Raw genomic sequence first — 14081 nt, 5'->3', positions numbered from 1 at the left:
CTGCACGCTCTGGGAGGCGCTGCGCACGCTGCGGCCCGGGTGACGTCGTGACCTTCGCGGGACGAGTCCCGGGGAGGCGACGTGAGAACACCCGACGGCGCGTACGCGCGACCCTCGATGCTACGCCACGAGCGGGACCGGCCGCCAAAGCGGCGGTGGCGACGGCGCCCCCCACGGAACCGGTACCCTTGCTGCGCCGCCGGGTGCCCGGCGCGCGCGGACGTAGCTCAATGGTAGAGCCCCAGTCTTCCAAACTGGCTACGCGGGTTCGATTCCCGTCGTCCGCTCCGAGAGTGCTTCCGTTCCCGAGGCTCGACGACCACCTTCACCCGAGGCCGCACCGCGGCGTTGTCTCGCCGTCCTCTCCCCCGCGACCTCGCGGGCGAACCGGGGGTCTGCCCCCGTGTGCGTGAGAGCACCGATCGATAGTGTCCCGATCATGACGACGAGGACGCCGACCTCCCGCGCAGCCGTCCTGCTGCGTCTCTGGGCGCTCCTGCTGGTCGTGGCCGTGCCGCTCGCCGCGCTCATGCTCACGCCGACGCTCATGCGCAGCCGCGCCGGGGGCGCGTCCGGCCTGAGCTGGGTGGGGATCCCGGTGTTCGTCCTCCTCTGCCTCGCACTGGTCCCGCTGTCCGTCTCGCTCGCGTCCCGGGTCGCGCCCCTGGAGCCCGACTGGCCGGCCGGCGGGGGACGCCGGGTGTCGGCGGACCTGCGCAGGCGTCACCCGCGGGCGTGGTGGCGCCGGCTCGGCGAGCTCGTCGGGCTCCTCGTCGTCTCGCAGCTCGCCGGTGGCGCCGTCGCAGCCGTGCTGCCCTACGCGTACCGGGTGCCCGCACGCGACGGCGGGAGCGCCTGGGCGATCGACTACCCGGCGTACGCCACGCAGGCCGTCGTCATGTACCTCGTCATCTGCTTCGCGGCAGCGTGGTTCGCGCACCGGCTCCGGTCGCTCGCTCTCGACACCGGCGGAGCGGCGGGCGGGGACGGGCAGTGACGGCCGACGCACGCGCAGGCGCAGCGCGTCGGTCGTGACCGTGGACGTCGCTCGGCCCGCACGCGCGTGCACGGCGCGGCCGAGCCGTGGCCCGGGTCAGCGGCCGGTGGCCGTCATTCCCTCGAGGCGGCCGAGGATGTCGGCCTGGTGCATCGCGGACGCAGGATCGCGAGTCGGCGACACACGTGACGGACCGTCCGTCACGCCCGAGGGCGGACCCGCCGGCGCTATCCCTGCTCCCGGTCTACCCCCTGCCGCGTGGTGCGGCTCGTCGTGCCGCCGTGCCACTCGAGGAGCAGCAGGGCCGCGTCGTCCTGGATGTCCGTGCCCACTGTCTCGAGGAAGATCCGCGACAGGCCCTGGGCGACGCTGCGGGCGTGCTGGTCCGCGGTGTCGCGGAAGGCGCCGGGCAGGTCGAAGCTCGCGGCGCTGCGCTCGAACATGCCGTCGGTCATCATCAGCAGCCGGTCGCCCGGGCGCAGCTCGATCTCCTGGACCTGGAAGTCGTGGTCCTGCAGCCCGAGCAGCGGGTTGTTGGCAGGTACGACGCTGGTGACGTGGCCGTCGCGCAGCAGGAGTGCGCCCGGGTGCCCGGCGTTGATGATCCGGGCGACGGTGCGACCGTCGGGGCCGCGCCCGTCGCCCGACAGCCGGAGGTCCATCTCCAGGAGGATCCCCGTGACGAGGCTCTCAGGGCCGTCGTGCTCGAGCAGGGCGGTGTTGGCGGCGTTCGCCTGCCCGGCGAGGTCGGCGCCGCGCCGTCGGGCGTTGCGCAACGCGTTGACGGTGAGGGTCGCCACCATGGCCGCGTTGAGGTCGTGCCCGGTGGCGTCGGTGAGCGAGGCGGTGAGCAGGTCCGATGACGCGATGTAGTCGAACGTGTCGCCGGCGGCGCTGGCCGACGGCTCGAGCCACCCCGCGATCGTGAAGGACCCTCCCTCGCACACGAAACCCGGCGGCAGGAGCCGTCGCTGGATCTCGCGCGCGAGCGTGAACTCGACCGAGCGCATGGCGGTCTCGTAGCTGTCCGTGTGTCGCTGGTTCGCGATGAGGACGTACCCCAGGGCGTGCGCCACCGCGGCGAGCTGCCCGGCCGTCGCCGCGTCCTGCGCGGTGCCCGCCGTGGGCGCGTCGGCGTCGCCCGTCGGCAGCTCCACGGCGAGCACCCCGAGGGCGTCGCCGCGCACGGTCACGGGCGTGTAGGCCCATCCGTCCGCGCCGTGCACGGCGCGCTGCTCGCGCCAGGCCCGTCCCGGGTCCGAGCCGTCGAGGTCGAAGCGTCCCCCGGGGTCCGCCGGGTCGACGAGCGTGCTCCCTGCGGCGTCGGCGATCAGGAACGTCGCGGACCGCACGCCGAGCGTCCGGCGGAGCACGTCCGAGGCGACGGACATCGCCTCGGCGGGCGAGGCGTCCTCCACGGCCTTGAGCAGTGCGGAGATGTCGACCTGCCGTGGGGACCTCATCGCGCCACCATGGCACGTCCACGAGTCGGCTGCACGTCACCGATCCCGGCGGGTCCCGGCCTCCCGACGTCCGGCGACCGTCGCCCGGGTCGTGACGGCTGCCGCAGCGCTGCCGGGCACCCTCACCCGACGGCGCGGCGGACCAGCTCGGCGACGGCCCGCTCCACCTCGTCGGTGATGCCGGTCAGCGCGTACGACGTCGTGCCGCTGCCGGTCGACGAGTTCGCGTTTAGGGACTCCCCGGTGCGTCGTGGGTGTCCCCCCACGCCAGGGAGCGCCGCCGCCCGTCGGCTTCTCGGATCCTGACCGGTGCCGCACCGCGCCCGAGGGGGCACGGGCACGACGTCGACGAGCAGCGGACGTGCGTGACCGCGGGTCGGGGTGGTCGGATTCGAACCGGCGACCTTCCGCTCCCAAAGCGGACGCGCTACCAACCTGCGCCACACCCCGCGCGTCGCGCGCGGCGCGACGACGACCTCACCCTACCTGCGCCTACAGCCGGGGTACGCCCCACCACCGCGGCCGACCGGACGGCGCTACGACCACGCCTCAGCGCACGTGCGCGACGGATGCCCGCTCGTGCAGCGCCATGGGGACGAGCACGTCGCCGCTCGGCAGCTCGGTGCCCGAGATCATCATCTCGACGGCGAGCCGCCCCATCTCCTCGTGCGGGATCGCGACGGTCGTCAGCCCGGGCCGCAGGGTCGCCGCGATCTCGTCGTCGTCGAAGGACACGACCGACACGTCGTCCGGCACCCGCAGTCCCGCCTCTGCCAGCGCGTGGTAAGCACCGACGGCGAGCCGGTCGTTGAGGCACAGCAGGGCCGTCGGTCGCATGTGCGTCAGGAGGTCCCGCACCGCCTCGAAGCCCGCCTCGACCTGCCAGTCGTCGCAGTGGAGCTCCGCGACGACCGCCACGCCCCGGCTCTCCGTCGCCGCGCCGATCCCCGCGAGCCGACGCCGCGCGGTGTAGCTGACCTCCGCCCCGACGTCGGCCAGCCCGGACCCGACGAGGGCGATCTCCGCGTGGCCGGCATCGGCGAGCACCCGGACCGCCCGGCCCCCGCCCTCGAACTCGTCGGGCAGGACGGATGCCGTCCGCGGGTCCGCGACGTTGACGTTGACCGTCCGCAGACCCGCCGGGAGGAGCGGGTGCATGGGCCCGCGCGACTTCATGGCCGCGAAGACGATCCCGTCGACGCCGCGGTCGAGCAGGGACTGGACCGCCTCCTGCTCCTGCCGGGGGTCGCCGGCGGTCTCGGCGATGAGCAGGAAGCCCCCGGCCGTGCGCGCTGCGTCGAGGGCCCCGCGCAGGATGCCGCTCGCGTGCCGCGTGATGGTGACCGAGTCCGACACGAAGCCGTACGTGTCCGTGCGGGCGGTCCGCAGGCTCCGGGCGACGAGGTTGGGGCGGTACCCGAGCTCGTCGACCGCGGCCACGATGCGGGCGCGCGCCTCGGTCGAGATGCGGCTGCTCGGGTGCTCGTTGAGGACCTGCGACACCGCCCCGACCGACACACCGGCACGGGCCGCGACCTGGGCGAGCGTGACGCGCGCGGCGCGGCCGCCCGGACGGCGCGGGGTGGCGGACATCTGGGGATCGTACGACGCGCCCGGTCACTCCACGGACGGTTCATCCCCTCGTGATCCGACGGGTCGGGCGGTGGCCTCGGCGACCGCAGCGTCGATCCGCGCCTGCACGCGCACGGCGGCGCGGCGCCGCAGCACGCGGCCCGCGACGACCGAGCCCACGATCAGCAGGACGAGCGCGATCTGGGACCACGGGACCGCCCAGGCGGTGAAGGACGCGGTCCCCGGCTCCAGCCGTACGTCCACGTCGTCCTCGCCGACGACCACGGGCTCGACGCCCACGTCGCCCCCCGCGCGGAACAGGGGCACGACCGGCAGCTCGAGCACGACGGACGCCGACTGCCCGGGAAGGAGCTCGCGGACCTCCTCGCGCCGCTCGGCGCGGCCGGCGCCCCACGGCCCGGCGGTCGTCACGACGGTCCGGGACCCGAGCCGGACGTTGCCCGCGTTCGCGACCTCGACCTCGACCTCGAGGGTGCCGCGTGCGAACGGGTTCCACGAGGGGCGGTACGACGCGCTCAGGACCTGCGGGACGAGCTCGGCGACCACGTCCCCCGCGACGCGCAGGTGCACCCGGACGCCGACGCGGGACGCCACGCCGATGCTGCGCTCACCACCGCGGACGAGCTCGGCGACCACACCGACCGGGTGGTCGCCCGGTGTCGCCCCGGACGGCACGTCGATCTCCACGGGCAGCGTCACCGTCGACGCGGCGGGCACCTGCACGGTCACGCCGCCACCGTCGCGGACACTCGCGACCTCCCCGGGGGACACCGTGATCCAGCTTCCTGCGCCCGTCGCCTCCTCCCCCGCGGGCAGGAGGTCGAACAACCCGTCGTCCGTGACCGTGCCGTCGCTCGCGTAGACCGCGAACGTCGCGGGCCGCTCGCCGAAGTTGGTGAGCGCGACGTGGTCGGAGGCGCCGGCACCCCCGTCGAGGACGTGGCGCAGCGACACCCGCCCGTCGGGGCCGGCGGCGTCGGCCGGCTGCAGCGCCCACGTGGTGCTCGCCGGCTCGGCCTCCGGTTCGTTCGCCGCCAGGGCGGGACCCGCAGCGGCGGCCACGAGCCCCAGGCCGATCAGCGTCACGACAACAGCACGCACAGCACACCCGTCCTCCGTCAGGGCGGGGTGCGGCCGGCCGGGTCACCGGCCGGCCGCACCCCTGTGGTCAGTCGGCCGAGGTCAGTCGACCGGGAAGAGCGTCACCGTCACCATGCCGGTGTAGGTGCCCGGCTGGGTGTCGACGGGGACCTCGAGGCGCAGGTCGGCCCCGAAGGACGTCGACCCCCACCGGCCCTGCGCGGTCGCCGAGCCGAGACGGCTGGGCGTGGCGAGCCCCGGACCACCGTCGAGGACGGTGGCCACCGTCGCACCGGCGGACACGCCGGGCTTCGGCGCGAGGACCTTCGGGGTCCAGCCGAGGTGGCTCGCCGCGAGGCTCTGGCCGGCGGACGTGAAGGCGTCCGCCTGCCCGGACACCGCCCAGCCGCCCTCACCGGCCTGCTCGGTCGACCGCGAGTCGGTGACCGTCACCGCGGGCAGCTCGCCGACGAGACGCAGACGGTCACCGGCGTTCACCGGGGCGGAGAGCTCGACCGCGTCGCCGAAGTCGGCGACGGTCATGCTGAGCGCACCGTCCTGGGCGGCCTCGGGGATGACGCCGCGCACGGGGATGCCGTCACGGCTGTCGGCGTTCTTCCACAGGTAGTCCCTGGCGAAGATGATGAACAGCTGGCTCGCCGTCATGCCGTCGTGCGCGCCGGGGACCTGCGCGGTCGCGGCCGGGATGCCGCGCTCGCGCCAGCTGGCCGCCATGGCCTCGCGGCTGTCGAGCGAGCCCTCGAAGAACCCGTTCCCGAGCAGCACGGACATGCCGTTCTCGCCGACGGCGCCGGCGATCTGGTCGTAGTCCGCGTCGGTCAGCGCAGGGCTGGGCACACCGGAGAGCAGCCCGAAGTACCCGAACGCGGTCGGGTAGGAGCGCATGACGTGCGAGCTCGTCATCGCGCCGTAGGAGAAGCCGCCGTAGGCGCGGTCCTCACGCTCGTTCGACACGTTGTACTGCGACTCGATGCGCGGGATGACGTTGCGCACGAGGTTGTCGGCCGAGTTCTGCTGGTTGTACGAGCCGAAGTTGAGCGCGGTGCCCGTGAAGTGGTTGCCCACGGTGATGACGACGGTCGGCTCGATCTCGCCGCGCGCCGTCATGTTGTCCAGGATGTTGGGCACGTTCGTGGGGACCATGAAGTCGGTCTCGTCACCGAAGATGCCGTGCATGAGGTAGGCGACCTTGTACGGCTCGGCGCGGTCCGCGTCGTAGCCGGCCGGCAGGTAGACGCCGAGGTGGTGGCCGTCGTCGCCGAGGATGGTCGTGTACTCCTCGTAGTGGACGGAGCCCTTGTGCGCCGGGTCGGCGACGGGGAGCTCGTACTGCGCCCGCTCCTCCAGCACCGGGTCACCCTGGACGGGCGAGTACGGGACGTACGCGGTGTCGAGCACGTCGTTGTTGCGCACGCGGAACGAGTCGCCCGCGGGGCGCGGGTGCGCCGAGGCGGGGTCCCAGATGCGCTTGTTCTCCCACCCCTGGCTCGCGTCCCACACGCGGTACCAGTAGCTGAGGCTGCCCGCGTGCAGCGGGAGGGTCACGGACCAGTTGCCGTCGTCGTCCCGGACCATCTGCCGGACGAACTCGACGCCACCCGCGTGGTAGCGGCCGGGCCGCCACTCCTCGGGCTCGTAGCGGGTGGTGCCGGTGTTGACGTCGAGCAACGTGAGGTCACCGGCCAGGCGCACCTGGCTGGCGTTCTCGTTGTGGTAGACGAACGTCACCATGTAGCCGGTGGGCGAGCTCGGGTCCGCGACGACGGTGACGCCCGGCGCCGGCGTGTCCGCGTGGGCGGCCGGTGCGAGCGCGACGGCTCCGACACCGATCGCCAGCGACGCCAGCAACGACACGGCGCGCCGACGGCGCCGCCCTTCTACAGCGTTCCTCACGTGATGACTCCTTCGTATCCGTGCGGTGATCCCTCAGTGGTTGCTGCTCAGGGCCGTCCGGCCCTGCTGGTGCGACCGCGTGGCGGTCGACCTCGTCATGACGACGGACGCTCGTCGTCGGCGCGTCCATCGGAAGTCGTCGGCGCGTCGCGTCCGCTCCTCGTCCCGATGGACGGGTGCCCGGCACCCACCGGTCTTCGTCGACCGGTGCGTCTCGGGCCCCCGTTGCCGCGGACGATACAACGATTTATCAGCACTCCCAAGCCCTCGGTGCCCGAGCGCAGCGCGGGAGCGCGACCAGGCCCGACCGTCACCCCTGTGCGCGGCACCGCTCCCCCGTCCGGGGGACCGCGCCACGCGACCGACGGTCCGGGCCACCGGTCACCCGCCGTCCACATCACGGGACGCGCGTCTCGCGGGGAACCTTTGCGCCCGCTACCGTGTTGACGCTAGCGTCGGCTCGACCACGGGCCGACGTCCGTGCACCCGGCCCCGCCCTCGGCGAGGCCCTGGACGAGGAGAGCGATGCGCGTGCCCACCGCCGCCGTTGCCCCCGTCGTGCGCGCCTGCGCGGCGTGCACCTGTTGTCGGTGTCGGTAGAGCGCTGGCCGCCTCCGCACGCCTGACGTGCGCGCACCCGTCGGGTGCACCCCGCCCAGCGCTCGCCCCGGAGGACCCGCCGCGGCGCGCCTCCCCCGGCCCCACCCGCGTCGCTCCGGCGCACCCCTCGCAGATCCCCCGCACCGCCGGCCCTGACGGGCACGGCTCGACCGAAGAGGAATCATGGCCCGCATCTACGACGACGCCACCGCGCTCATCGGCAACACCCCGCTCGTCCGCATCAACAAGATCACCGACGGCGCCCCCGCGCAGGTCGTCGGCAAGCTCGAGTTCTACAACCCGGCCAGCTCGGTGAAGGACCGCATCGGTGTCGCGATCGTCGACGCGGCCGAGAAGTCCGGCGACCTGCAGCCCGGCGGCACGATCGTCGAGGCCACGAGCGGCAACACCGGCATCGCGCTGGCGTTCGTCGGTGCGGCACGCGGCTACAAGGTCGTCCTGACGATGCCCGAGACCATGTCGAAGGAGCGCCGTGCGCTGCTCCGGGCATTCGGCGCCGAGCTCATCCTCACCCCCGGCTCGGAGGGCATGAAGGGCGCGGTCAACCGCGCCAACGAGATCGTCGCCGAGCGCCCGGGCGCGATCCTCGCCCGCCAGTTCGCCAACGAGGCCAACCCGGAGATCCACCGCCGGACGACGGCCGAGGAGATCTGGGCCGACACGGACGGCGAGATCGACATCCTCGTCGCCGGCATCGGCACGGGCGGCACGATCACGGGCGTCGGCCAGGTGCTCAAGGAGCGCAAGCCGGGCGTGCAGATCGTCGCGGTCGAGCCGGCCGAGTCACCGATCCTCAACGGCGGCGCCCCGGGCCCGCACAAGATCCAGGGCATCGGCGCCAACTTCGTCCCCGAGATCCTCGACACCACCGTCTACGACGAGGTCATCGACGTCGACGCGGAGACGGCCATCGCGGTGGCACGCCGTGCGGCACGCGAGGAGGGCCTGCTCGTGGGCATCTCGTCCGGTGCCGCCCTGCACGCCGCCACCCTGCTGGCGCAGCGTCCCGAGAACGCGGGCAAGCTGATCGTCGTCATCATCCCGTCGTTCGGCGAGCGCTACCTGTCGTCGGTGCTCTACGCCGACCTGCTGGACTGACCGCCCGGGCCCGGTTGTCGTCGTGCGACGACGACCGGGCCCGCGCCGCGTCCGCCCACCGGCGGACGACCCCTCATGACCCGGAGCACCGCCATGCGTCCCCTGCACCGCTTCCTGCGCACGCTGCGCGACGACCTCGACGCGGCGCACCAGCACGACCCGGCGGCGCGCTCCCTGCTCGAGGTCGCGCTCGCCTACCCCGGCGTCCACGCCATCTGGGTGTACCGGCTCGCGCACCACATGTGGACGGTCCCGCTCCTGCGGCTGCCCGCACGGCTCGTCTCGCAGGCGGCGCGCGCGGCGACCGGCGTCGAGATCCACCCCGGGGCGCGCATCGGCGAGCGGCTGTTCATCGACCACGGCATGGGCGTGGTCATCGGCGAGACGGCCAAGGTCGGGGACGACGTCGTGCTGTTCCACGGCGCGACGCTCGGCGGCCGCTCGATGAAGCGCGGCAAGCGCCACCCCACGCTGGGCGACCGCGTGGTCGTCGGCGCGGGCGCCAAGATCCTGGGCCCGGTGTGGCTCGGGGACGACGTCCAGGTCGGCGCGAACGCCGTGGTCATCACCGACGTGCCGACGGGGGCCGTCGCCGTGGGCGTGCCGGCCAAGATCCGGCGCCGCGGCACGCAGGTGCCGTTCGACGTCGAGGTCGACGATCCGGCGATCTACATCTGACGTACCGCCGCGCGCGGCGCAGCTTGTTCTAGTTGTTGTGTAACTACTAGACTGGCTGCATGCTCTTCCGCATCGACCCCGCGTCCGACGAGCCGCTGTACACGCAGCTCGTCGCCCAGGTGCGCACCGCGATCGCCCACGGCGACCTGCGCGCGGGCGAACGGCTGCCGTCCGCGCGCGATCTCGCGGCCTCGCTCGAGATCAACCTGCACACGGTGCTCCACGCGTACCAGGAGCTGCGCGACGGCGGCCTGATCGAGCTGCGCCGCGGGCGGGGCGCCGTCGTGACGGAGCACGCCGCACCGGACCTGGACGAGCTGCACACCGCGGTCGGGGCGCTCGCCGCCACCGCGAGGAGACTGCGCGTCTCCCCCGAGACCGTGACCGCCCTCGTCAAGGAGGCACTGCGATGACCACCCCCCGCCCGACGCCGCCGCACCGGGTCGCCACCACCGTGACGACCCTCGTCGTCCCCCTGCTGGTGATCGCCGCGGCCGTCGCGGTCGCGATCAGCTGGACACCACGCCTGCCCGACCCGCTGGCGGTGCACTGGTCCGGGTCCGGGGCGCCGGACGGCTTCGGCTCGCTCAAGGACGCCATCGCGATCCCGCTGCTCTTCGTGCCCGTGTTCGCCCTCGGCATGTGGGCGATGGCGTTCTGGGCCGGACGCGACACCTCGACGCGTCGCATGGCGGCGGGGTTCGCGACCGGGCTGTCGGTCCTGATGTCGATCGTGGTGCTGGGGTCCCTGTCGGTGCAGCTCGACCTCGCCGACGCCGCACAGGCGCCGGGCATCGGCCACGTCGTCGGGTGGGCGTTCGGGGGCGGCATCCTCGCGGGCGTCCTCGCGGCGCTCGTCGTGCCGCGCACCGCCCCCGCACCGACCGCGGCCCCGATCGACCCCGCCGCGCCGCGCACGACGCTGCGCCCGGACGAGCGGGCCGCCTGGAGCCGGGCGGTCACCAGCCCCGTCGGGGCCGGGGTCGGCGGGGCGGCCGTGCTCGTCAACGTGGTGCTGGCGATCGCGCTGCGGACACCGGAGCTCCTGATCCTCGCCGCCGGGCTCGGGCTGCTCCTGGCGGCCAGCCTCGTGCTGCGGGTGAGCGTTGACGCGCGCGGCCTCGTGGCCCGCTCGCCGCTGGGCTGGCCGGGCGTGCGCGTGCCGCTGGACGAGGTCGTCGCCGCGCGGACGACGCAGATCGACCCGTTCGGGGACTTCGGCGGGTGGGGCTACCGGATCGGCTCGGGCGGGCGCGTCGGGTTCGTGCTGCGCAAGGGCGAGGGCATCGAGGTCGAGCGCACGGGTGGCCGCATCACCGTCGTGACGGTCGACGACGCGGCGACCGGCGCCGCCCTCCTCAACACCCTGGCTGACCGCACGCGGGGCGCGGCTACCGCCCGGTAACGTCACCCGGGCGCCCGTGGGGCGCACGTCGACGACGACAGGAGCACCGCATGCGCCTCGGGTACCACACGGGCTACTGGTCGGCCGGCCCCCCGCCGGGTGCCGCGCAGGCGGTGCGGGCCGCCGACGAGCTCGGCCTCGACTCCGTCTGGACGGCCGAGGCGTACGGGTCCGACGCCCTCACGCCGCTCGCGTGGTGGGGCGCGGGCACGCGGCGCGTCCGCCTGGGCACGGCCATCGCCCAGATCTCGGCGCGCACGCCCACCGCCGCCGCGATGGCCGCGCTCACGCTCGACCACCTCTCGGGCGGGCGCTTCGTGCTGGGCCTCGGCGCCTCGGGGCCGCAGGTCGTCGAGGGCTGGTACGGGCAGCCCTACCCGCGGCCGTTGGCGCGCACGCGCGAGTACGTGGACGTCGTCCGGCAGGTCCTGGCGCGCGAGGCCCCCGTCACCTACGACGGCGCGTTCTACCGCCTGCCGCTGCCCGCGGACGAGGGCGCCGGCCTCGGCAAGGCGCTGCGCTCGACGGTCCACCCGCTGCGGGCCGACCTGCCGATCCACCTCGCGGCCGAGGGACCGCGCAACATCGCGATGACCGCGGAGATCGCCGACGGCTGGCTGCCACTGTTCTACTCCCCGCGCATGGACGCGACCTACCGGGAGCTCCTCGCCGAGGGCTTCGCGCGCCGCTCCCCCGCGCGCCGGCCCGCCGAGGAGTTCGAGGTGGTCGCGACGGTGCCCGTGGTCCTGGCGGACGACGTCGAGTCGGCCGCCGACGCCGTGCGCCCCTTCATCGCCCTGTACGCAGGCGGCATGGGCGCCAAGGGCGCCAACTTCCACCGCGACGTGCTCGACCGGCTCGGGTACGCCACCGCGTGCGACGAGATCCAGGCGCACTACCTCGCGGGCGACCGGATCCGCGCGGCCGCCGCGGTCCCCACCGAGCTCGTGCGGGACATCGCGCTGGTCGGCACCGAGCAGGACGTGCGCGCCCAGCTCCCGGCGTGGCGCAGCACGGCGGTCACGACCGTGCTCGCCCAGACGGACCCGCGCGCGCTGCCACGGATCGCCGCGCTGTGGGGTGAGGCTGGTCACGACGAGCGAGCCACGGACCGTCCGGCGGCCGAACAGGCCTAGCCTGGGCCGCACGCCGCGCCCGCCGGGAAGCGCGTCGGATCGCGCAGGGCACGTCCGCAAGGGGTTTCAGTGGCAGTCGTCGAGAACGTCGCGACGCGTCCGACGACCCGACCCGCGACGCCCGGCCCGTCCCGTCCTGCCCGGCTCCCGCACCTGCGCGGGCTCGACGGCGTCCGCGCGCTCGCCGTCGTCGCCGTGCTGCTGTACCACCTGCGCGTGCCGTGGGCCCCGGGCGGGTTCCTCGGAGTCGACGTCTTCTTCGTGCTGTCCGGCTACCTCGTCGCGACCCTCGTGCTCGAGGAGGTCGAGGCGACCGGGCGGTTCCGCACCGGGCGGTTCCTCGCGCGGCGCGTGCGCCGGCTCGTGCCCGCGCTGCTCGCGGTGCTGGCCGGCGCGGCGGCCGCCGGTCTCGTCGCGCGCGACGCGCTCACGTCGCTGCGCGGCGACCTGCTCGCCGCGCTGACGTACACGTCCAACTGGTGGCAGGTCGTCGCCGACCGCTCGTACTTCGAGCTGACGGGCCGCCCTCCCCTGCTGCAGCACCTGTGGTCGCTGGCTGTGGAGGCGCAGTTCTACCTCGCCGTCCCGCTCGTGGCACTGCTCGCGCTGCGCGCGGGTCGCGCTCGCGTCGGGCAGGTCGCCGCCGTCCTCACCGTCGCGTCGACCGTCGCGATGGGCGTCCTGGCCGCGCGTGCCGGCATGCCGGTGCCGCAGGACCCCACCCGGGTGTACGTGGGCACCGACACGCACGCCATGGGTCTGCTGCTGGGCGTCGCCGCGGCGACCGTCTGGCGACCGTGGCGCACGTGGCGGGCCACCGGGTCGTGGGCCGCCGAGCGCGGCGACGCGGTGCGCCGGTTCGAGGCGGGGGTCACCGACGTGGCGGGCGTCCTGGCGCTCGCGGGCGTGGTCGCGTGCGTCGCGCTGGTCGACGAGTTCTCCGTCGGGCTGTACCGGGGCGGGTTCCTGGCGTTCGCCGGGCTCACCGTCGTGCTCGTCGGTGCCGCCGCCGACCCGGCCGGGCTGCTGGGACGGGCGCTGGCGCGACAGCCGCTGCGGTGGCTGGGCGAGCGGTCGTACGGCATCTACCTGTGGCACTGGCCCGTGCTGATGCTGACGCGCCCCGACCAGGACGTCACGCTGCCGGACTGGGCGGCGCCCCTCGTGCGCGTAGGGGTGACGCTGCTGGTCGCCGAGGCGTCGTACCGGTGGGTCGAGATGCCCGTGCGCCGTGGTGCCCTGGGACGCGCGGTGGTCCGCCTGCGGACCCCGGCACCCGGACGGGTCAGGGCCGCGGTCGTCACCGCCACGGTGACCACCGCCGTCGTCGCGACGGCGGTCGTCCTCGCGGTGGGGGTCGTCCGGACTCCCGCGCCGGGCAGCGCGGCGTCGGGCCCGACGACCGCAGGCACGTCGGCGGCGCCTGACCCGATCGGTTCCGTCGTCCCGGAGCAGGACCGGGCACCGAGCGCCGCGCCCACCGCCGACCCTGCGCCGGCGGAGGAGGTCGGCGCGGTCACCGCCTTCGGGGACTCGGTCATGCTCGGCGCGGCCGGTGAGCTCGCCGCACGTGGCGTCCTCGTGGACGCCGTCGTGTCGCGGAGCTTCGGCGAGATGGTCGACCTCGCGCTCGGCGCGGGAGCGGCCGGCTCGCTCGGCCACACCGTCGTGGTGCACGGCGGCACCAACGGGCCGGTGGCCGAGGAGGACCTGCGGCGCCTGCTCGAGGGCACTGCGGGCCACCGCATGTTCGTCGTCAACGTGCGCGTGCCACGCCCCTGGGAGCAGTACGACAACGAGCTGTTCGCGCGCGTCGTGCCGGAGTACCCGCACGCGCGCCTGCTCGACTGGAAGTCGGGCGGGGAGGCCAACCCCGCGTGGTTCTACGACGACGGCATCCACCTGCGCGCGGGCGGCGGCCGCGAGGGCTATGCGGCCTGGATCGCCCAGGAGATCCAGCCCGCCGGCTGAGACGCATTGCCCGCACCGCCGCGTGGCGCTACTGTCTGCTCAACACGTGGTCACCGGGTCTCACATCGTGAGAAGCGCCGAGTGGCCGCCCCGGTGGAGGAGGACCGCGATGGCCGTCGACCGCG

Annotated in this window: 11 protein-coding genes and 2 tRNA genes; 8 read left to right on the top strand and 5 right to left on the bottom strand. The window is 74.5% G+C overall.

What is annotated here, in order from left to right; all coding sequences use genetic code 11:
* Positions 1-216: 216 nt before the first annotated feature.
* Together KKR89_RS06830 and KKR89_RS06825 are read left to right on the top strand one after the other, a co-directional pair.
* A tRNA-Gly gene (locus tag KKR89_RS06830) sits at positions 217-287 on the top strand.
* A gap of 152 nt (positions 288-439) precedes the next feature.
* On the top strand, positions 440-997 hold the full coding sequence (locus KKR89_RS06825) for a hypothetical protein (RefSeq protein WP_208197564.1): 558 nt from the start codon (positions 440-442) through the stop codon (positions 995-997).
* A 227-nt stretch (positions 998-1224) separates the two neighbouring features.
* On the opposite strand, the gene KKR89_RS06820 is transcribed toward KKR89_RS06825, so the two are convergent.
* The 5 genes from KKR89_RS06820 to KKR89_RS06800 form a co-directional block, all read right to left on the bottom strand.
* Positions 1225-2460, bottom strand: coding sequence for a PP2C family protein-serine/threonine phosphatase (locus KKR89_RS06820; RefSeq protein ID WP_208197563.1), 1236 nt, complete (start codon positions 2458-2460; stop codon positions 1225-1227).
* A gap of 376 nt (positions 2461-2836) precedes the next feature.
* A tRNA-Pro gene (locus KKR89_RS06815) sits at positions 2837-2910 on the bottom strand.
* A gap of 99 nt (positions 2911-3009) precedes the next feature.
* Positions 3010-4053, bottom strand: a complete 1044-nt coding sequence (locus KKR89_RS06810; protein WP_208197561.1) for a LacI family DNA-binding transcriptional regulator — start codon at positions 4051-4053, stop codon at positions 3010-3012.
* Between the two features lie 24 nt (positions 4054-4077).
* Positions 4078-5139, bottom strand: a complete 1062-nt coding sequence (locus KKR89_RS06805; protein ID WP_208197560.1) for a COG1470 family protein — start codon at positions 5137-5139, stop codon at positions 4078-4080.
* A 96-nt stretch (positions 5140-5235) separates the two neighbouring features.
* Positions 5236-7047, bottom strand: a complete 1812-nt coding sequence (locus tag KKR89_RS06800) for an alpha/beta hydrolase-fold protein (protein ID WP_208197559.1) — start codon at positions 7045-7047, stop codon at positions 5236-5238.
* Between the two features lie 783 nt (positions 7048-7830).
* On the opposite strand from KKR89_RS06800, the gene cysK reads away from it, so the two are divergent.
* The 6 genes from cysK to KKR89_RS06770 all read left to right on the top strand — a co-directional run bounded on the left by cysK (position 7831) and on the right by KKR89_RS06770 (position 13956).
* Complete coding sequence (gene cysK, locus KKR89_RS06795; RefSeq protein ID WP_208197558.1) at positions 7831-8766, top strand: cysteine synthase A; 936 nt, start codon at positions 7831-7833, stop codon at positions 8764-8766.
* A gap of 93 nt (positions 8767-8859) precedes the next feature.
* Positions 8860-9444 carry a serine O-acetyltransferase EpsC gene (gene epsC, locus KKR89_RS06790; protein WP_208197799.1) on the top strand — a complete coding sequence of 195 codons (585 nt, stop codon included), beginning with the start codon at positions 8860-8862 and terminating at the stop codon, positions 9442-9444.
* Between the two features lie 59 nt (positions 9445-9503).
* Positions 9504-9857 carry a GntR family transcriptional regulator gene (locus tag KKR89_RS06785; RefSeq protein WP_208197557.1) on the top strand — a complete coding sequence of 118 codons (354 nt, stop codon included), beginning with the start codon at positions 9504-9506 and terminating at the stop codon, positions 9855-9857.
* A complete protein-coding gene (locus KKR89_RS06780) occupies positions 9854-10849 on the top strand; it encodes a DUF1648 domain-containing protein (protein ID WP_208197556.1) in 996 nt (331 codons plus the stop codon). The genes KKR89_RS06785 and KKR89_RS06780 overlap by 4 nt, the downstream gene beginning before the upstream one ends.
* Positions 10850-10899: 50 nt before the next feature.
* Positions 10900-11985: an LLM class F420-dependent oxidoreductase gene (locus KKR89_RS06775; protein WP_208197555.1), complete on the top strand. Its 1086-nt coding sequence runs from the start codon at positions 10900-10902 to the stop codon at positions 11983-11985.
* 69 nt (positions 11986-12054) lie between these two features.
* Positions 12055-13956, top strand: coding sequence for an acyltransferase family protein (locus KKR89_RS06770; RefSeq protein ID WP_208197554.1), 1902 nt, complete (start codon positions 12055-12057; stop codon positions 13954-13956).
* Positions 13957-14081: the final 125 nt, after the last annotated feature.

Source organism: Cellulomonas dongxiuzhuiae (genome assembly GCF_018623035.1).
GTDB classification, from domain to species: domain Bacteria; phylum Actinomycetota; class Actinomycetes; order Actinomycetales; family Cellulomonadaceae; genus Cellulomonas; species Cellulomonas dongxiuzhuiae.
Note: the sequence above shows the minus strand (reverse complement) of the source record. Positions and strands in the feature narration are given on the sequence as shown.